We start from the raw sequence: 18961 nt of genomic DNA, 5'->3' as shown, positions 1-18961 counted from the left end.
AGGCTTAGCGCTTGCGTCCACCGAGCAACTGCGCGATCTCGCTGAACAGTTCATTGTTCAGCGAGGCGGGCAGGGTGGTGGCCAGGCTGCGGCTGTAGTAGGCGCCCAGGTCCAGGCCCAGTCCCAGCCCGCAGATTTCCACGGCGCCCTGCGCTTCGCGGCGCGCCACCACCTGTTTCAGATGCTGGGCCAGGTAAAACTCGTCGTTGGCCAGATTCGTGGCCGTATCCATCGGGCAACCATCTGACACGACGAGCAGGATGCGCCGCCGTTCCGGGCGCGCCAGCATGCGCGTGCACGCCCAGTCCACGGCTTCGCCATCGACGCCTTCGCGGTACAGGTCCGCCTTCAGCAGGGCCGCGATGTCGGGCCGCGCGCGGCGCCAGCTCGTGTCGCCATCCTTGAAGACCATGTGCACGAGTTCGTTCAAGCGGCCCGGATTGGCCGGAGAGCGGGCGCGCAGCCAGTCGCGCCTGGCTCGTCCGCCGTTCCAAGCGCCCGTCGTAAAGCCCAGCAACTCCGTCGCGATGCCCGCCTGGTCCAGCGCGCGCAGCACAATGTCCAGCAGCACGGCCACGGATTGCGCGTGGGTCTTCATGGAGCCGGAGCAATCGACGAGAAAGGTGACAAGGCAATCGGCTTGCGGCAGCAATTGTTCCTTGCGAAACAGCCTGCGCTCGGACGGTGAGCTGATCAGCTGCGCCAGCCGCCGGCCGTCGATATACCCCTCTTCCTCGCCGAACGACCAGCCGTCGCGCTCGGGCACGGCCAGCAATTGCGTGAAGCGCCGCGCCAGGCGGGCCGTGTTGATGCCCAGGCTGGCGATGTGCGCATCCATGCGTTCGCGGTATTCGAGCAGCAGGGCGCGGCGCACGAGTTCGCCCGCCTTGTCTTCGCGGTCGTAGGCCGTGGAGTAAGCCTTGTAGCCGCCAGCGCCGTCGCTGAAGGCGCGGCTTTCGCCCAGCGGGGCGGCATCGGGAAGCTGGTCGTTGTCGCTGTCGAAATCGAGCAGCAGCTTGAACGCGGCCTGCGCCTTGGCATCGCCGGTATCGTCCCCGCCGCCATCGCGTGCCGTTTGTGCGTCTTTCAGCATGGCATCGACGGCGTGGGCGATGGCCAGCGCATGGCGCGCAAAGGCGGCCTGGTCGGCACGGTGGCGGCGCAAGCCGGCCAGGTCGCCGCTCAGGGCGGAAGAAACGGACCAGCGTGTCGCTTCGATAAAATCTTCCGTTTTTTCCAGCACGGGGCGGGCCGTCAGGCGCGACCAGCACATCTGGAATACCGTGTACAGCAGCAAGCCCGAAGCGCCCTCGGCCAGGCCGGATTCGTAGAACGCGTGCGACCATGCGGTAAAACGGTGGCGCAGGTTGCCGATGACGCCAGCGTGCTGCTCGGGCGCCAGCGTTTCCACCCTTAACTGTTCCAGCAATTCGAAGACGAGGCGCGCCACGGGTTCGAGCGGGCAGAGTGACTTGTGCAGGGCCGCATCCGTGTGCAGCAGACGCAGGGCCACGCTGTCGGCCGCGCCGCGCAAGGACGGCAAATCCTGCAGCGCCGCATCGGGCTGCAAATGGGCCGCATGGATGGGTAGCGGTCGGTGGCCGTCGTGCAGGCGCCGGCCCCGGTAGCGTATCGAGGGAGAAGCGCTGAGGGCGCGGATGGCGCCCGCGCACAATTCATCCGTTTCCTGCTGCTCGCGCGTGTAGGCTGCAGGCGCGGTCACTTCGGTACTCATGCCTGGCTCGCCAGCAATTCCTCATTGAAGCAGCGCTGATAGTACTCGGCCACCATGGGCCGCTCGGCCTCGTCGCATTTGTTGAGGAAGGACAGGCGGAAGGCCAAGGCCGGGTCACGGAAGATCTGGCAGTTTTCGGCCCAGGTAATCACCGTGCGCGGCGACATCAGACAAGTCAGGTCGCCGGCCGCATAACCGTGGCGCGTGAGGCTGGCCAGGGCCACCATGGCGGCGGCCAGCTGGCGGCCCGCCTCGTCGTTCATGGCGGGGACTCTGGCCAGGACGATCCGCGTTTCTTCCTCCTGCGGCAGATAGTTCAAGGTGGCGACGATGTTCCAGCGGTCGATCTGCGCGTGATTCAGTACTTGCGTGCCGTGGTACATGCCGTTCAGGTTGCCAAGGCCCACCGTGTTCGAGGTGGCGAACAGGCGAAAGTGGGGATGCGGCGTGATGACCCGGTTCTGGTCGAGCAGGGTGAACTTGCCGTCGCGCTCGAGGATGCGCTGGATGACGAACATCACGTCGGGGCGGCCCGCGTCGTACTCGTCGAAGATCAGGGCCACGGGCCGTTGCAGCGACCAGGGCACGATGCCCTCCTGGAATTCCGTCACCTGCTGCTGTTCGCGCAGCACGATGGCATCCTTGCCGACCAGGTCCAGGCGGCTGATGTGGCCGTCGAGGTTGACCCGCACGCAGGGCCAGTTCAGGCGCGCCGCCACCTGCTCGATATGCGTGGACTTTCCCGTGCCGTGCAAGCCCTGCACCATCACGCGGCGGTTATGCGTGAAGCCGGCCAAAATCGCCAGGGTCACATCCTTGTTGAAGCGGTAGGCGGGATCGATGTCGGGCACGTGCGGGTCGCGTTCCGTGAAGACTGGCACGAGCAGGTCGCTGTCGATATCGAACAGGCTGCGCACGGACTGCAAGGTTTGCGCCGCTGCGGCGGGGGGATGTTGGCGTGAATCTGGCACCTTGTTCTCCTGTGAAACCGCAGCGGGGCGCTACGGCGGTTATGAATGACCGGTTTGCAATGCGTCGTCGTCCCCGCCCGTCGTCGGCATGGTTTCCGATTCGATGGCGGCCAGGGCTTGCGCGGCGCGTTGCAATGCTGGCAAGAAATGTAAAGCCTTGTCGTGCGTCAAGCGGATGATGGGCGCCTGGATGGCCACGGCCAGGTTCGAGCGGCCGTTCGGGTTCGGCACCAGCACGGCCACGCACAGCAGGCCGGGCAGGAATTCCTCGTCGTCCAGCGCATAGCCGTTGCGGCGCACCAGTTCCAGCTCGCGTTCGAGCTTGACGGGGTCCGTTTCCGTCTTGTCCGTAAAGCGCGTCAATTCCATGTGGCCCAGCAGGCGGCGCCGCTGCACGGGCGTCATTTGCGCCAGGAACAGCTTGCCGCTCGACGAGCAGTGGGCCGGCACCCGCGAACCGGGATGCAGGTAGAAGCGCAGCGGGGCCGCCGTTTCCACCCGGTCCAGGTACACCACTTCGCTGCCGCTGAAGGCCGTCAGGTTGCAGCTTTCGCCCACTTCCTCGACCAGCTGGCGCAAGACCATGCGGCGGGCGCCATGGAAAGTGTTGTTAATCAAGAGGTTCGACGCCAGGCGGCGCAGGCGCACGCCCGTGCTGTAGTGGCGGCCATCGCTTTCGCGCTGCAGCACGCCCACGCTTTCCAGCTGTTGCAGCATGCGGTGCAGGGTGGGCTTCGGCAGCCCCGTTTCTTCCACCAGCGCTTGCAGCGACAGCAACTGGTCTTTTTCGGCAATCACTTCCAGCAAGGCAAACAAACGCATCGTGGGCGTGTCGCCTTCCAGTTTTTCCGGCTCAAGTTTTGGGGATGAAATCATGTCCATGGTGGCCTCGGTTGTCTGTCTGAGTGTTATTTCATTTTCGAACTCAAATTGTACCGTTTCCTCGAAATTCTGTTTGACTTTTGATTCCCGAACGCTTAAATTGAATTGTATATCAAATTTCGGAACAAAATATACCGATTTTTGATAAATAAGTTGTTCACTACACTGCAATTCATTACAACAGACCAGGAGACACCCATGAATGACATGACCGACCAAAAAGCCGCCGCCGCTGCCGTTCCGGTAGGCCCGCAAAAGATGACGCCTTCCGAAGCGTTCGTGGAAACCCTGGCCGCCAATGGCGTGACCGACATGTTCGGCATCATGGGCTCGGCCTTCATGGACCCGATGGATATCTTCGCCCCCGCCGGCATCCGCCTGATCCCCGTCGTGCACGAGCAGGGCGCCGGCCACATGGCCGACGGCTATGCCCGCGTCTCGGGCCGCCATGGCGTCGTCATCGGCCAGAACGGTCCCGGCATCAGCAATTGCGTGACCGCCATCGCCGCCGCCTATTGGGCGCATACGCCCGTCGTGATCATCACGCCGGAGACGGGCACCATGAGCATGGGCCTGGGCGGCTTCCAGGAAGCGAACCAGCTGCCGATGTTCGAGGAATTCACGAAGTACCAGGGCCACGTGACCAATCCGGCCCGCATGGCGGAATTCACGGGCCGCTGCTTTGACCGCGCCATGTCGGAAATGGGGCCGACACAATTGAATATTCCGCGCGACTATTTTTATGGCGAAATCAAGGCCGAGATTCCAAAGCCGAACCGCCTGGACCGCGGCGCCGGCGGCGAACAAAGCCTCAATGACGCGGCCGAATTGCTGGCGAAAGCCAAGTTCCCCGTGATTATCTCCGGCGGCGGCGTCGTCATGGGCGAAGCGATCGAAGAGTGCAAGGCGCTGGCCGAGCGCCTGGGCGCGCCCGTCGTCAACAGCTACCTGCACAACGACTCCTTCCCCGCCAGCCATCCGCTGTGGTGCGGCCCGCTCGGCTACCAGGGTTCCAAGGCGGCCATGAAACTGATCGCCCAGGCCGACGTCGTCGTCGCTTTAGGCTCGCGCCTGGGCCCGTTCGGCACCTTGCCGCAGCACGGCATGGATTACTGGCCAAAGAACGCGAAGATCATCCAGATCGACGCGGACAACAAGATGCTGGGCCTGGTCAAGAAAATCTCCGTCGGCATCTGCGGCGACGCCAAGGCGGCCGCCAAAGCCATCCTGGCACGCCTGGACGGCAAGACGCTCGACTGCGACGCGACGCGCGACGCGCGCTATGTCGCCGTGCAAGCCGAGAAGGCGGCCTGGGAAGAGGAGCTGACCAACTGGACGCACGAAAAAGATGCGTACAGCCTGGACATGATCGAAGAGCAAAAGAAAGAGCCGGGCAGCTACCTGCACCCGCGCCAGGTGCTGCGCGAGCTGGAAAAAGCCATGCCGGAAGACGTGATGGTGTCGACCGACATCGGCAACATCAACTCGGTGGCGAACAGTTACTTGCGCTTTGAAAAGCCGCGCAGCTTCTTTGCGGCGATGAGCTTTGGCAACTGCGGCTATGCCTTCCCGACCATCATCGGCGCCAAGGTGGCGGCACCGCACCGTCCGGCCGTGTCGTATGCGGGCGACGGCGCCTGGGGCATGAGCCTGATGGAAACGATGACCTGCGTGCGCCACAACATCCCCGTGACGGCCGTGGTGTTCCACAACCGCCAGTGGGGCGCGGAAAAGAAAAACCAGGTCGATTTCTACAACCGCCGCTTCGTCGCCGGCGAGCTCGACAACCAGAGTTTCGCCGAGATCGCGCGCGCCATGGGCGCCGAAGGCATCACGGTCGACAAGCTGGAAGACGTGGGGCCGGCCTTGAAAAAGGCGATCGACATGCAGATGAATGAAGGCAAGACGACCATCATCGAAATCATGTGCACGCGCGAGCTGGGCGACCCGTTCCGCCGCGATGCGCTGAGCAAGCCGGTGCGGCATCTGGATAAATATAAAGATTACGTTTGATGTAACGGGTGTTGTTGGATTACGCCCGTTGGGCTAATCCAACCTACCCAACCTACGCGACTGTGTAGGTCGGATTAGCCGGGCAAAGCCCGGCGTAATCCGACAAAGCGTTGTGACCAAATTCTCACAAAATGTCACGGAAACATCACAATTTCATTAAAGAAGACGAAGCGTCCCGGTAATTGAATTATTTGATTTGACAAGCCCATGCTTAAGGCTTAAATTCAATAAAAGACAAAAAACGGAACGTAGCGTATCAAAAACGATTTACGGAGACCACCATGAACCACCCTGTACCGCACACCGACGCCGTCACCACCGACTTCCTGCAAGCGTTCGGCGATGCCTGGAACCGCCACGATATCGAGGCCCTGATGGCCGCCATGGCCGACGATTGCGAATTCCATGCCGTGGCCGGCCCTGACTTGCTGGGCAAGAGTTTTATCGGCCGCGACGCCGTGCGCGCCGGCTTCGAACTGGCCTGGCAAACTTTCCCCGACGCCGCCTGGCTCAATCCCGTGCATTTCGTCAGCGGCGAGCGCGGCGTAACGGAATCGACGTTTGCCGGCACCAAGGCGGACGGCACGCGCATCGAAGCGCGCATGGTCGACATCTTCACTTTCCGCGACGGCAAGATCGCCGTGAAGAATGCCTTCCGCAAGGATCGCCCACCCGTCGTCACGGCTGCCAAAGCCTGAGCCAGTACGTTCACCAGGAATGATCATGAACAAACCTGTCGACACCCCATCTGACGTATTGGGCACCAGCACCGCCGCCCGCACGTCCTACGATCCCGCCTACGATCCGCTGGTGGCCCAGCGCCCCGGCCACGGCAATGCCTACGCGCCCACCTACTGGATCGGCACGGCCGGCGAACCGCCCGCCGACGACGGTCCCATCACGCATGACATCGACGTCGACGTGGCCATCATCGGCTCGGGTTTTACCGGTCTCTCCTGCGCCATCTTCCTGGCCCAGGAACATGGCATCAAGGCGACCGTGCTGGAAGCGAACCGGGTCAGCTGGGGTTGCAGCACGCGCAACGGCGGCCAGGCGCAATGCACGACGGGCCGCCTGAAACGCTCGCAGTGGATCGCCCGCTACGGCATGGACACGGCCCTGAAACTGCACGCGGAAGTGTGCGACGCGATGGAAACGTTCAAGAAGATCACGGCCGACATCGACTGCGAGCCGCAGCCGGGTGGCCATCTGTATATCGCCCACAAGGCGAAAGCCATGCCCGCGCTGGAAAAAGAAGCCAAGATCATGCGCGAGATCTTCAAGTACGACGCGCGCATCCTCGACGCCGACACCGTCAAGCGCGAATTCGTCGACGACAAGGAAGCGGCCGGCGCGCTGCACGAGCCGGAAGGCATCGGTATCCACGCGGGTAAGCTGGCCTTCGGCTACCTGCGCAAGGCCCGTGCGCTGGGCGCCAAGGTACACCCGTCCAGCCCCGTGATGGGCTGGGAAACGCGCAACGGCGTGCATTATCTGCAAACGCCGGGCGGCGTGGTGCGTGCCCGTTCCGTGGCCGTGGCCACGGGCGGCTACACCTCGCCCCATCTGCATCCGCAAGTGAAGAACCGCCTGCTGCCGATTCTGTCGAACTCGCTCGTCACGCGTCCGTTGACCCCGGCGGAAATCGAGGCGTGCAACTTCCGCACCCACCAGGTGATCACCGATACGCGCATTCTGCGCCACTACTACCGCCTGATGCCGGACAACCGCGTGCAGATCGGCAGCCGCAGCGCCATCACGGGCGCCGACGCGCCGGACGACAAATACAAACAGTTTTTGATCAACGATCTGCACCGCAAGTTCCCCGCGCTGACCGGTATCGCCATCGATTATTCATGGTGGGGCTGGGTCGACGTCAGCCACGACATGATGCCGCGCATCGTGCAACCGGACCCGAAGCAATCGATCTTCTATTCGCTCGGTTACGGCGGTAACGGCGTCATGTACTCGGCCCAGGCGGGCCGGCGCATGGCCGAGCGCATCGCGGGCAAGGCCAGCGACACGGGCTTGCCGATCTTCAATTCGAAATTGCCGTACCCAAACATGATGGAACTGGTCGAGTCGCAAGCGTTCGCCCCGTTCCGCCGCCTGGGCCAGCGCTTCCTGTACCGCTGGTATCACCTGAAAGATGAAGTTTTCTAAAAGCAGCACTGCAGTTCAAGTCGTCGCATGAGCTGGCATAGACCGGCCAGCGGCGCCATCCGCAAGGATGTTATTGCCCGAACGTTCACACATAACAATAACTTGGAGTGAGACATGAACACTAATACGAGCAAAACAGGTTTTTCAACGATGCGCCGCGCCGTCCTCGGCACCCTGGTACTGTGCGCCGCCCTGGCTTCCAGCGGTACCGCCTTCGCGCAAAGCAAGGAAGTGACGATTGCCTACCAGGAAATCAACGGTCCCTTCCTCGTGGCGATCGCCAGCGGCGAAGTGGAAAAAACCACCGGCTATAAAATCAACTGGCGCAAGTTCGACTCGGGCGCCAAGGTAGCCACGGGCATGGCGTCCGGCGACGTGCAGATCGGCGTCATCGGTTCCAGCCCCTTGACGGCGGCCGTCAGCCGCGGTGTCGATTTGCAGCTGTTCTGGATCATCGACGACATCAATGAAGCGGAAGCGATGGTGGCCCGCAATGGCGCCGGCATCACCAAGCCCACGGACTTGCGCGGCAAGAAGATCGCCGTGCCTTTCGTGTCCACCACGCACTTCCACACCATGTTTGCGCTGGAAACGTGGGGCATCAAGCCGACGGAAGTGAAACTGCTCAACATGCAGCCGAACCAGATCGCCGCCGCCTGGGAGCGGGGCGACATCGATGCCGCCTTCGTGTGGGACCCGGCCTTGAGCAAGCTCAAGCAAAACGGCAAGGTCCTCGTCACGTCCGGCGAACTGAGCAAGAAGGGCAAGGCCACGTTTGACGGCATGGCCGTCGAGCGCGCGTGGGGCGAGGCGAACGCCGACTTCATGGCCAAGTTCGTCAAGGTGATGGCCGCTGCCGACGCCGACTACCGCGCCAATCCGAAGGCGTGGACCATCGATTCGCCGCAAGTGAAGGCCAACGTCAAGCATTCGGGCGCGGCCGCCAAGGACGTGGCCGCTTCCGTGGCCCTGTACGCCTACCCATCGCTGCAGGAGCAGGCGTCGCCGGCCTGGCTCGGTGGCGGCGCCAAGGGCGGCGTGGCGCAAGCCTTGCTGGCCACGGCGCAATTTTTGAAGGGCGAAGGCAAGATCGACACCCTGGCTACCGATTACGCCAAGTATGTGACACCCAGGTATGCACAGGCCGCCGGCCTGCTGAAGTAAACGTTGTGCGATGGCGCGCCTGCGGGCGCGCTGACTGAACAGAATGCGTTGAACTGAAGTGACTACACCTATGCGGGGCACATGATGGAAAATCTCTACGTCAAGGATGTCAGCGTGATTTATCCGGGCAAGACGGCCGGTGAACGCGTACATGCCTTAAATAATATCAATCTCACCATCAATAGCGGCGATTTCGTCGTCGCGCTCGGCGCCTCCGGCTGCGGCAAGACCACCTTGCTGAGCCTGATGGCGGGCTTTATCGCCCCATCCAAGGGCGAAATCATGTTGGGCAGCAACAAGGTGGAAGGGCCGGGCGCCGACCGTGGCGTCGTGTTCCAGAAACATGCCTTGCTGCCGTGGCTGAACGTGATGGAAAACGTGGAATTCGGCTTGAAGCTGCAAGGCGTGGCGAAAGCCGTGCGGCGCGAACAGGCGGCGAAGAACCTGGCGCTGGTCGGCTTGAAGGACTTTCAGGACAATATGATTTATCAATTGTCGGGCGGCATGCAGCAACGGGTGGGCATCGCCCGCGCCCTGACCAGCAATCCCGCCATGCTGCTGATGGATGAACCGATGGCCGCGCTCGATGCGCTGACGCGCGAAACCATCCAGGAATTGCTGCTCGATATCTGGGCCAAGTCCAGCACCATGTTTTTCTTCATTACCCACAGCGTCGACGAGGCGCTGTTCCTGGCGAACCGGCTGATCGTCATGTCGCCCCGTCCGGGCCGCATCACGCACACGTATGAACTCGATTTCAACAAGCGCTTCCTCGAATGCCGTGATGCGCGCGCCGTGAAATCGAGCCCGGACTTCATCAAGATGCGCGAAACGGTGCTCAACATCATTTATGGCGACGAGCGCGCTGTCAATAAAGAGCTGGAGGTGTCCCATGCATAGCCCATCCGCCGTGGGATTTCCTCCCGCCAACGCCAAGCGCGCCGGCTTCTTTGGCCGCCTGTTCGCTCCCCGCTGCGCCATGCCAGGCGAAGCGTTCGGCGCGCCGGGGCAGGGCAATTCCAGCCGCATCGCCACCGTCACCGTCATCGCTGTATTGCTGTTGTGGTTCGGCGTGACGGCCAGCGGCATGGTCAAACCGCTGTTCCTGCCGTCGCCGCAAGCCGTCTATGAAAAATTCATCATGGCGGCGACCACCGGTTTCGGCGGCGCCACCTTGTGGGAACACACCGTCGCCAGTCTGGTGCGTGTATTCGGCGCCTTTGGCCTGGCCTGCCTGTTCGCCATTCCCATCGGCGTGATGATGGGCGTCAACCGCGTGGCACGCGGCATCTTCGATCCCTTGATCGAGTTCTACCGTCCGCTGCCGCCGCTCGCTTACTTGCCACTGGTCATCATCTGGTTCGGCATCGGCGAATTTTCGAAGGTCTACCTGATCTTCCTGGCCATCTTCGCGCCGATGGCCATCGCGGCCCGCGCCGGCGTCAGCTCCGTGTCGCTGGAGCAAATCCACGCGGCGTACTCGATGGGCGCTACCCGTTTCCAGGTCATCGTGCACGTGATTTTGCGGGCCGCGATTCCGGAAATCCTTACCGGCATGCGTATCGGCATCGGCGTGGGCTGGACCACCCTGGTGGCCGGCGAAATGGTGGCGGCCACGCGCGGCCTCGGCTACATGGTACTCAGCGCTTCCGAGTTCCTGGCCAGCGATGTGGTGATCATGGGCATTATCGTGATCGGCTTCTTCGCGTTCCTGTTTGATTTGATGATGCGTTACCTCGAACGTACCCTCGTGCCATGGAAGGGCAAGGTGTAAGACGTTCCCGGGAGTGGCGCTTACGCCACAAGTGTTGCCGCCGCTCCCATTTTCTAAGCAGCAATAACTCAGCAATACCCCGTACTTACTCTCCAGCGCGCTTGCCCCTTGGCGACCGCGCCGGGCCGCTGCATTTCCAGATTGACTTATGGCATGCAGCCAACCAGACTGATTTGATGATGTATCGATGCTGCTTGACGGTGTTGCCTAAATAAAACAAAGCCGCGCGGCAGAAACATGCCGCAGCAGGCCAGGGCGCACCGAGCTTCAGATATTGACAACACATGACAATCGCCGTAGCGAGCGGCAGTGAGTTGTGGCTGAGAAGCGGAGCTGTGCGGATGCACAGTGAGCATCGGAGGCCGCAAATCGCGACGCGCAGTAGGCGTTGTCAGGTGTTTTAACAGGAGACAAACATGATTAGCGACAACCACAACAATACAGGCTTGCAGCACTCGCTGAAGCAACGCCACATGAGCATGATCGCCATTGGCGGCGTGATCGGCGCCGGCCTCTTTGTCGGCAGCGGCGTCATCGCCAAGGCCGCCGGCCCGGCCGCCATCCTATCCTTCCTGCTCACGGGCGGCCTGGTCGTCCTGATCATGCGCATGCTGGGAGAACTGGCTTCGTCCTTGCCCGTGGTCGGCTCCTTTTATGAATACGCGCGCCTGGCCTTCGACGACAAGCCGAAGGTCTCGAAATTCCTCGGCTTCATGAGCGGCTGGATGTACTGGTATTTCTGGGTCGTCGTCGTGGCGCTGGAAGCCATCGCCGGCGCCAAGCTCGTCAACTTCTGGCTGCCCGACGTGCCGTCGTGGTCGATCAGCCTGGTGCTGCTCGTCTCGATGACCATCCTCAACCTGTTCTCGGTCAAGGCGTTCGGCGAATTCGAATTCTGGTTCGCCTCGATCAAGGTGGTCGCCATCATCGTCTTCCTGTTCGTCGGTGCCCTGTTCATCACGGGTAGCTTGCCCAACAGCATCCCGACCCTGGGCTTTTTGACCAGCAACGGCGGCTTCATGCCCCACGGCTGGGGCCCCGTGCTCAGTGGCGCCGTCGCCGCCACGGCCTTTTATTCGGGTGCCGAGATCGTCACCATCGCCGCCGCCGAAACGTCGGACCCGGCCAAGGCCATCGCCCGTGCCACCAATTCCGTCATCACACGCGTGCTGATGTTCTATGTCGGTTCCATGTTTGTCGTCGTCTGCATCGTGCCATGGGATTCGCCAGCCATCGCCACCCCCTTCGTCAGCGCCCTGACCGTCATGAACATCCCGTACGCGGCCCACATCATGAACGCCATCATTTTGACGGCCGTGCTGTCGGCCCTCAATTCCAGTCTGTACGCCTCGTCGCGCATGATCTTCGCGCTGACGCGCCGCGGCGATGCGCCCACGGGCCTGGTCAAGCTGAGCAAGAACGGCGTGCCGATCCGCGCCATTTTGTTCAGCACCTTGTTCGCCTATTTCGCCATTGCCGTATCGTATGTGTCGGCCGACCTCGTGTTCCCCTTCATCGTCAATTCCTACGGCATCCTGATCCTGTTCGTCTACCTGCTCATTGCGATATCTCAATTGCGTTTGCGCCGCCGCCTCGAGCGCGAATGCCCGGAACGCATCAAGGTGCGCATGTGGCTGTTCCCCTACCTGACGTATTTCACCATCTTCGCCATGCTGGTGATCCTCGGCGCCATGAGCGTGTCGTCCGATACGGAGCAGCGCGTGTCGTTCTGGTTCGGCCTGTTGAGCGTGGTCATCCTGAGCGTCATGTACTACATCAAGAAGCTCGTCAACGACGACCGCAACGGCGACAACGAAGCCAAAGTGGAGCTCAAGCATGTCTGACACGACCTTGCTGCCCGCAGGCCGGCGCCGCTTCCTGCGCACGACGGCCGCCCTGGGCGCCGCCGCTGTGGCGGGGCCGAGCCTGGCGGAGTCCGCCTCCGTCACCTTGCCGTTTGAAAATGGCGAGCGCGAACTGGTGGCTTTCCCGCAAAAGCGCCCGCTGATCCTGCTGACCAGCCGCCCGCCCCAGCTGGAAACGCCGTTCAGCGTCTTCAGCGAGGGTGCGATCACGCCCAATGACGCGTTCTTCGTGCGCTACCACTGGAGCGGCTTGCCCGCCAGCATAGACGGCGGCAGCTACCGGCTGCGCATCGCCGGCCTTGTCAAAACGCCGCTCGAGCTGTCGCTGGCCGAACTGAAGCAGCTGGCCGAGCCCGTCGATGTGGTGGCCGTGACCCAATGTTCGGGCAACAGCCGTGGTTTCTTTTCCCCGCGCGCCAATGGCGGGCAGCTGGGCAATGGCGCCATGGGCAATGCCCGCTGGACGGGCATCCCCCTGAAAACCGTGCTGGAAAAGGCCGGTATCGCGGCCAGTGCCGTGCAGGTCGCCTTCAATGGCCTGGAAACGCCACCCGTGGGCGACGGTCCCGACTTTCAAAAAGCCTTGTCCGTCGAGCACATCATGGCCGGCGACGTGATGCTGGCCTGGGCCATGAATGGCGAGGATATTCCTTTCCTTAACGGCTACCCGCTGCGCCTGATCGTGCCCGGCTATTACGGCACTTACTGGGTCAAACACTTGAGCGACATCACGGTGCTCGACAAGCCCTTCGACGGCTTCTGGATGAGCACGGGCTACCGCATCCCCGACAACGGCACCGGCTTCATCGAACCGGGCACGCCCGTGGGCAAGACGACGCCGATCAGCCGCCTCAACGTGCGCTCCTTCATTACCAGCGTGCACGATGGCGCGCAAGTGAAAGCGGGGCGCGACCTGGCTCTGCGCGGCATCGCTTTTGACGGCGGCCAGGGCATCGGCGAGGTGGCCGTGTCGGTGGACGGCGGCCAGACCTGGCAGGAGGCGAAGCTGGGCAAGGACCTGGGACGCTTTTCGTTCCGCGAATGGACGATGGTCATGAAGGCGCCACGCAAGGGCAAGCACGTGCTGATGGTGCGCGCCGTCAACCGCATCGGCCAGAGCCAGCCCATGAAAGCCCTGTGGAATCCCATGGGTTATATGCGCAACGTGGTGGAAACCACGCGCATCCAGGCAGTCTGAGGAGAACTATATGAAGATCTTGTTTGCCGCGCTGGCACTGTCGGCGGCGGGCGGCGCGTGCGCGCTGGAAATCCATTTGCCGCCGGAAACGGCGACCTACAAAGCCAGCGAATTGCCCGGCTACCAGCTGGTGCAGCGCAATTGCATGACGTGCCACGCGGCCCAGTATGCATCGAGCCAGCCGCCCGCTTCGCCGCGCGCCTACTGGGAAGCGACCGTCAAGAAGATGAAAAAGCCGTTTGGCGCCCAGTTTGACGACGCGGACGTGCCGGCCATGGTCGATTACCTGGTGAAAACCTATGGCGTGGAGCGGGGCGCCGCAGCAACGGGCGCGGCCATCGCCAAACCCGTGGCAGTCGCTGTCCCGGCCGCCAGCGGCAAGGATGTCAAAACCTTGCTGGCGGCGAACGGCTGCATGGCTTGCCATGCGCTTGACCAGAAAGTGGTCGGCCCCGGCTTTGCGGAAGTGGCGGCCAGGTACAAGGGCAAGGACGGAGCCGCCGCCGTGGCGGCCAACATCCGCAGTGGCGGTTCCGGCAAATGGGGGCCCGTGCCCATGCCGCCGTTCAGCCAGCTCAGTGCAGCCGACGCGGCGGCCCTGGCGAAGTACGTGCTGAACCGATAAGTTCGGCCCGGACGCGCGGCAACCCTTAATACCACTTGCCGCCACCCATCCTGCGCGGTATTGCCCGCTGCCATTGCGCAGCGGGCTTTTTTTTACCTGTCCCATTCGCCGCCGCATCGCTTGCCAATGCAGCGCTCACATGCACTGGTACTGTAAAAAACACCGTTATATAAAACCACTTGACTACCAATTTAGGGCGTCGCATTCTCTGTGCAGAAAGCCGACGCTTCGCTGTGCTTTCTTTACGTACAACATAAAAAAGCTACTTCGATAGTTTTCGTATAACGTTCAGGAGACATTGTGAAGACACGGCAAATTAGCCGGCTGGCCTCGCCTTTGATGGCTGGCCTGCTGGGCAGCGCGCTGCTCGCTTGCGGCGGCAATTCCACCACCGAACCCCCATCGACCATGCTGGCCGCCACGGCCGCCAGCGACAGCTGCGCGGCCTGGAGCGCCAGCGCCGTCTACACGGCGGGCCAGTGCGCCGTCTACGACGGCAAGGTGTATCGGGCCAAATGGTGGGTGCAGGGCACGGCGCCGAACAACGACCAGTGGGGACCGTGGAGCCTCGATAGCAGCACTCCCACCCCGACGCCCACCCCGACGCCCACTCCGACACCGACCCCAACACCCACGCCCACGCCCACGCCAGGCGTGCCCACCAAGGCCCAGGCCGAGGCGAACGAGGCGGCGCTGACGAACAACGATTTCTTCCGCAAGGTCAAGGCGTCGATCCGCACCCTGGGCAATACGGCAGTCGAGGCCGTGCAGCCGGGCCTGGCCAGCAATCCGCTCAACGTCAAGCGGGTCGAGCGCCTGCTGCCGGCGGCGAAGTGGGATTACTATTTTGCCGCGCGCGACGCCAGCTATACGTATCAGCGCTTCCTGCAAGCCGTGGCCAAGTTCCCCGCCGTGTGCGACGACTACAGCGACGGGCGCAATGCGGACGCCATCTGCCGCCACAGCCTTGCCACCATGTTCGCCCACTTCGTGCAGGAAACGGGCGACCATAACGCCAGCAGCCCGCTGCCGCAATGGCGCCAGGGCTTGAAGTATTTGCGCGAGCTGGGCTGCGACGAGACGGGCGCCGGCTGCGGCTACAACGTCGAGTGCGCCGACCCCGTCTTCAACAAGGTGTGGACCTGCGGCAAGAATGCCGACGGCAGCTTCAAGAAATATTTCGGCCGCGGCGCCAAGCAGCTGTCGTACAACTACAACTACGGTCCCTTCTCGCAAGCCATGCATGACGGCGACCAGTCCGTGCTGCTGAAGAACCCGGACCTGGTGGCTTCGACGTGGCTGAACCTGGCGTCGGCCACGTTCTTCTTTGTCTATCCGCAACCGCCGAAACCGTCGATGCTGCACGTGCTTGACGGCACGTGGGTGCCGAACGCGGCCGATACGACGGCTGGCGCGGGCAATAACTTTGCCACCACCATCATGATCATCAACGCCGAATGCGGGCAGGGCACGGAAAAGCAGGCCGCGCAAAACCGCATTGATTACTACAAGCAGTTTGCCGCCGACATGGGCTGGGATTATTCCGGAGAACAATTGTCTTGCGCCAACATGCAGCGCTTCACCCCGGCCAGTTCCGCTTCCTACAACATCTATTGGGAAAAGAACTGGAGCGCCGGTGGCGAGAACCAATGCCAGCTGGTCAGCTATCAAACCCCGTACAGCGCCCTGCTGGCGGGGAACTACGTGAAATGCGTGGAAGCCAACTGGAATGTGAAGTTGCAGTAGCAGTAAAGGCCGGACTAGCCAGCCAGGGATAACAGTTGACAAGAGCCCCTCGAGGGGCCTGCAACAGCTCTCGATGTAAAACCATAACGGAGACCAATACAACATGAAATCGAATGCATTATTGATGGCCCTGCTCAGCGGCGTGCTCGTCGCTTGCGGAGGCGGGGGCCAGGACGGTACGACCGCCACCCCGAACACCTTGCTCGCCGCCGTTGAAGCGTGCGCCGTCTGGGATGCCGCCACCGTCTACACGGGCGGCCAGTGCGTGCTTTACCAGGGTGTCACCTACAAGGCCAAGTGGTGGACGCAGGGCAATGTCCCCAGCGCCACCGACCAGTGGGGCCCCTGGGCCGTGATGGATACGACGCCAACGCCGACACCAACGCCGACACCAACCCCGACACCGACGCCGACACCGACGCCGACACCGACACCGACACCGACGCCAACGCCAACGCCAACGCCAACGCCAACGCCGACGCCCACGGCTTGCCGTCCGGACGGCCTGATTTCGGCCGTGCCGAATGTGCCGTATTGCAAGGTGTACGACGCGAATGGCCGCGAAGTGCTGGGCAATGGCTTGAACCGGCGCATCGTCGGCTACTTTGCCAGCTGGCGCACGGGCGTCGATGGCAGCCCAACGTATCTGGTGAATAACCTGCCGTGGGACAAGATCACCCACTTGAACTATGCGTTCGCCACCGTCGATCCGGCAACATCGAAAATCGCCATCGGCAGCGGCGCCGCCAATCCCGATACGGGCCTGACGTGGCCGAACGTGCCGGCCGCGGCCATGGACCCGTCTTTGCCGTACAAGGGCCACTTCAACTTGCTGTCGCAATACAAGAAGAAGTATCCAGGCGTGAAACTGATGATTTCCGTGGGTGGCTGGGCCGGCAGCGGCGGCTTCTACACGGCCACGACGAACGCGGACGGCAGCATCAACACGGCCGGCATCAACACCCTGGCCGATTCCATGGTGGCCTTCGTGCGCCAGTACAACTTCTTCGATGGCGTCGACGTCGATTACGAGCATCCGACCACCAACAATGAAGCGGGCAATCCGAACGACTTCGCCGTCTCGAAGCCGCGCCTGGCCGGCTTGATGACGAGCTACAACCTGCTGCTGAAAGTGCTGCGCCAGAAGCTCGACGAAGCGGCCGTGCAGGACAATAAATACTATCTGCTGACCATCGCCGGCTCCGCTTCGGGCTGGGTCTTGCGGGGCGAGGAAAATATGTCGGGATTGAAATATCTCGATTACGCCAGCCTGATGAGCTACGACTTGCACGGCGCGTGGAACCAGTACGTGGGACCGAACGCGGCGCTGTTTGACGACGGCAACGATGGTGAACTGCGGGCCGGCAATGCCTATCAGTTCCAGAACATCGGCTATCTGAACACGGACTGGGCTTACCGCTACTACCGGGGCGCCATGCAGGCGGGACGCATCAATATCGGGGTGCCGTTCTACACGCGGGGCTGGAAGGATGTGACTGGCGGCACCAACGGCCTGTGGGGCACGACGCCGCTGATCAGTTCCACGGTCACCTGCGCCGGCACCAAGACGTGCGGCACGGGCGCAACGGGCATCGACAACGTGTGGTTCGATCTCGATTCCCAGGGCAAACCCACGCCGGGCGGCGGCAATCCCATCTGGCATGCGCTGAACTTGCAGAACGGTATCGTGCCGAGCTACCTCGATGCCTATAAAGTCACGGACAAGGCGCTGGTGGGCACCTATGTGCCGCATTACAGCAGCACCATGGTGGCGCCGTGGCTGTGGAATGCGACCAAGAAAGTGTTCATTTCCACGGAAACCACGCAGTCGATCGCGGCCAAGGCCCAGTACATCGTCAACAACAATATCGGCGGCGTGATGATCTGGGAAATGGCGGGCGACTATGCCTGGGATGCCACGCGCAATGGCGGCAAGGGCGAGTACTTCATGGGCACCACCTTGACGGACGTGCTGTACCAGGCCTTCCGCACGGCTGGCGCGTATGGCAACAAGCGCGCCGAAATCGCCATGCCGGGCACGGCGGCCAACGTCAGCATCACCTTGGGCGGCTGGAAGCTGGGCGACAGCAACTTCCCCATCAACCCGGTGATGACGGTGAAGAACAACACGGCGTCGACCTTGCCGGGCGGCACCGTGGTGGAATTCGACTATCCCGTGTCGGCGCCATCGGACATGAGCGACCAGTCCGGCTTCGGCTTGACGGTGATCAATGCCGGCTACACGGGGCCGAACAATATTGGCGGCTTCACGAAGAACTACAACCGGGCCCGCTTTGCGATTCCCGCCTGGCAATCGCTGGCGCCGGGCGGCTCCGTGGCGCTGACCCTGAACTACCGCTTGCCGATCTCGGGGCCGGCCAATTACACGGTTACCGTGGGCGGCACCAAGTATGCGTTGACGCAGGAGTACCCGGAACTGCCGGTGGCATTGCCGTAAGTTGAATCCGGCAGGCTAAACAGAAAAGGGCGGAACCGAGGTTCCGCCCTTTTTTCGGGGTCAGACCCGTCGGGTCTGACCCCAGCCTTTGCTTCTGGGTTGTTTCAGCTTAAAACCACGTCTCTACCTGGAAGCCATACGACGTGCCGCTGGTATTGTTGTTGTAGATCGGGCCGCCGTTGTTCGACGCATTGACCGAGGCGGTGGCCGCATCGTTCCATTTGCCGTAGGTCACGAAAGCGCGCAGTTCAGGACGCGACCACAGGCCAGGGCCGGCCGAGATCGTCGGCGCGATGGTCAGCTTGGTCAGGCGCTTGGCCGGCTGGCCGCCCGATTGCGTCACGCGGTCCGTGCCCAGTTCGCCCAC

15 protein-coding genes are annotated in these 18961 nt (G+C 62.4%); 11 read left to right on the top strand and 4 right to left on the bottom strand.

The genetic code is table 11. The annotated features are described in order from the left end of the window. Window positions 1-4 precede the first annotated feature (4 nt). From IGS55_RS18625 to IGS55_RS18615, 3 genes are read right to left on the bottom strand one after another with little or no spacing between them, the layout of a single operon-like run. A complete protein-coding gene (locus tag IGS55_RS18625) occupies window positions 5-1735 on the bottom strand; it encodes a cobaltochelatase CobT-related protein (RefSeq protein WP_230519546.1) in 1731 nt (576 codons plus the stop codon). After that, window positions 1732-2706: an AAA family ATPase gene (locus IGS55_RS18620; protein WP_230519545.1), complete on the bottom strand. Its 975-nt coding sequence runs from the start codon at window positions 2704-2706 to the stop codon at window positions 1732-1734. Before IGS55_RS18620 ends, IGS55_RS18625 begins: the two co-directional genes overlap by 4 nt. 39 nt (window positions 2707-2745) lie before the next feature. Then, complete coding sequence (locus IGS55_RS18615; protein ID WP_374106902.1) at window positions 2746-3582, bottom strand: IclR family transcriptional regulator; 837 nt, start codon at window positions 3580-3582, stop codon at window positions 2746-2748. 213 nt (window positions 3583-3795) lie between these two features. Between IGS55_RS18615 and xsc the strand changes: the two genes are divergently transcribed. The 11 genes from xsc (at window position 3796) to IGS55_RS18555 (ending at window position 18594) form a co-directional block, all read left to right on the top strand. Then, entirely contained in the window at window positions 3796-5601 is a 1806-nt protein-coding gene (xsc, locus tag IGS55_RS18610) for a sulfoacetaldehyde acetyltransferase (RefSeq protein WP_442908186.1), read from the top strand. Between the two features lie 281 nt (window positions 5602-5882). Then, complete coding sequence (locus IGS55_RS18605; protein WP_230519531.1) at window positions 5883-6299, top strand: nuclear transport factor 2 family protein; 417 nt, start codon at window positions 5883-5885, stop codon at window positions 6297-6299. 25 nt (window positions 6300-6324) lie between these two features. Further along, window positions 6325-7764, top strand: a complete 1440-nt coding sequence (locus IGS55_RS18600; RefSeq protein ID WP_230519532.1) for an NAD(P)/FAD-dependent oxidoreductase — start codon at window positions 6325-6327, stop codon at window positions 7762-7764. A gap of 114 nt (window positions 7765-7878) precedes the next feature. Next, window positions 7879-8928: a taurine ABC transporter substrate-binding protein gene (gene tauA, locus IGS55_RS18595; RefSeq protein ID WP_230519533.1), complete on the top strand. Its 1050-nt coding sequence runs from the start codon at window positions 7879-7881 to the stop codon at window positions 8926-8928. A gap of 84 nt (window positions 8929-9012) precedes the next feature. Further along, window positions 9013-9828, top strand: a complete 816-nt coding sequence (locus tag IGS55_RS18590; RefSeq protein ID WP_230519537.1) for a taurine ABC transporter ATP-binding protein — start codon at window positions 9013-9015, stop codon at window positions 9826-9828. A gap of 79 nt (window positions 9829-9907) precedes the next feature. Continuing rightward, complete coding sequence (locus tag IGS55_RS18585) at window positions 9908-10702, top strand: ABC transporter permease subunit (RefSeq protein WP_051959683.1); 795 nt, start codon at window positions 9908-9910, stop codon at window positions 10700-10702. 416 nt (window positions 10703-11118) lie between these two features. Beyond that, complete coding sequence (locus IGS55_RS18580) at window positions 11119-12546, top strand: amino acid permease (RefSeq protein ID WP_139090989.1); 1428 nt, start codon at window positions 11119-11121, stop codon at window positions 12544-12546. Beyond that, a complete protein-coding gene (sorA, locus tag IGS55_RS18575) occupies window positions 12539-13765 on the top strand; it encodes a SorA family sulfite dehydrogenase catalytic subunit (protein ID WP_230519534.1) in 1227 nt (408 codons plus the stop codon). The genes IGS55_RS18580 and sorA overlap by 8 nt, the downstream gene beginning before the upstream one ends. Before the next feature lie 10 nt (window positions 13766-13775). Next, window positions 13776-14390, top strand: a complete 615-nt coding sequence (sorB, locus tag IGS55_RS18570) for a SorB family sulfite dehydrogenase c-type cytochrome subunit (RefSeq protein WP_230519535.1) — start codon at window positions 13776-13778, stop codon at window positions 14388-14390. Window positions 14391-14690: 300 nt separating this feature from the next. Then, complete coding sequence (locus tag IGS55_RS18565) at window positions 14691-16136, top strand: glycoside hydrolase family 19 protein (protein ID WP_230519536.1); 1446 nt, start codon at window positions 14691-14693, stop codon at window positions 16134-16136. 103 nt (window positions 16137-16239) lie between these two features. Continuing rightward, window positions 16240-18594: a chitinase C-terminal domain-containing protein gene (locus IGS55_RS18555; protein WP_329958172.1), complete on the top strand. Its 2355-nt coding sequence runs from the start codon at window positions 16240-16242 to the stop codon at window positions 18592-18594. A gap of 109 nt (window positions 18595-18703) precedes the next feature. Here the strand turns inward: IGS55_RS18555 and IGS55_RS18550 are convergent. Then, window positions 18704-18961, bottom strand: a 258-nt coding sequence (locus IGS55_RS18550) for a carbohydrate porin (RefSeq protein ID WP_230518730.1), incomplete at its 5' end; no start/stop codon positions are given.

This window comes from Janthinobacterium sp. EB271-G4-3-2 (assembly GCF_020858035.1).
In the GTDB taxonomy this organism is placed as follows: Bacteria; Pseudomonadota; Gammaproteobacteria; order Burkholderiales; family Burkholderiaceae_D; genus Janthinobacterium; species Janthinobacterium aestuarii.
Note: the sequence above shows the minus strand (reverse complement) of the source record. Positions and strands in the feature narration are given on the sequence as shown.

Excerpts from the sequence above, each read along its gene's own strand:
- IGS55_RS18615 (WP_374106902.1), bottom strand. The coding sequence starts at position 3,582 with ATGATTTCATCCCCAAAACTTGAGCCGGAAAAACTGGAAGGCGACACG.
- sorA (WP_230519534.1), top strand. The coding sequence starts at position 12,539 with ATGTCTGACACGACCTTGCTGCCCGCAGGCCGGCGCCGCTTCCTGCGC.
- IGS55_RS18585 (WP_051959683.1), top strand. The coding sequence starts at position 9,908 with ATGCCAGGCGAAGCGTTCGGCGCGCCGGGGCAGGGCAATTCCAGCCGC.
- IGS55_RS18555 (WP_329958172.1), top strand. The coding sequence starts at position 16,240 with ATGAAATCGAATGCATTATTGATGGCCCTGCTCAGCGGCGTGCTCGTC.
- xsc (WP_442908186.1), top strand. The coding sequence starts at position 3,796 with ATGACCGACCAAAAAGCCGCCGCCGCTGCCGTTCCGGTAGGCCCGCAA.
- sorB (WP_230519535.1), top strand. The coding sequence starts at position 13,776 with ATGAAGATCTTGTTTGCCGCGCTGGCACTGTCGGCGGCGGGCGGCGCG.
- tauA (WP_230519533.1), top strand. The coding sequence starts at position 7,879 with ATGAACACTAATACGAGCAAAACAGGTTTTTCAACGATGCGCCGCGCC.
- IGS55_RS18580 (WP_139090989.1), top strand. The coding sequence starts at position 11,119 with ATGATTAGCGACAACCACAACAATACAGGCTTGCAGCACTCGCTGAAG.
- IGS55_RS18590 (WP_230519537.1), top strand. The coding sequence starts at position 9,013 with ATGGAAAATCTCTACGTCAAGGATGTCAGCGTGATTTATCCGGGCAAG.
- IGS55_RS18600 (WP_230519532.1), top strand. The coding sequence starts at position 6,325 with ATGAACAAACCTGTCGACACCCCATCTGACGTATTGGGCACCAGCACC.
- IGS55_RS18625 (WP_230519546.1), bottom strand. The coding sequence starts at position 1,735 with ATGAGTACCGAAGTGACCGCGCCTGCAGCCTACACGCGCGAGCAGCAG.
- IGS55_RS18605 (WP_230519531.1), top strand. The coding sequence starts at position 5,883 with ATGAACCACCCTGTACCGCACACCGACGCCGTCACCACCGACTTCCTG.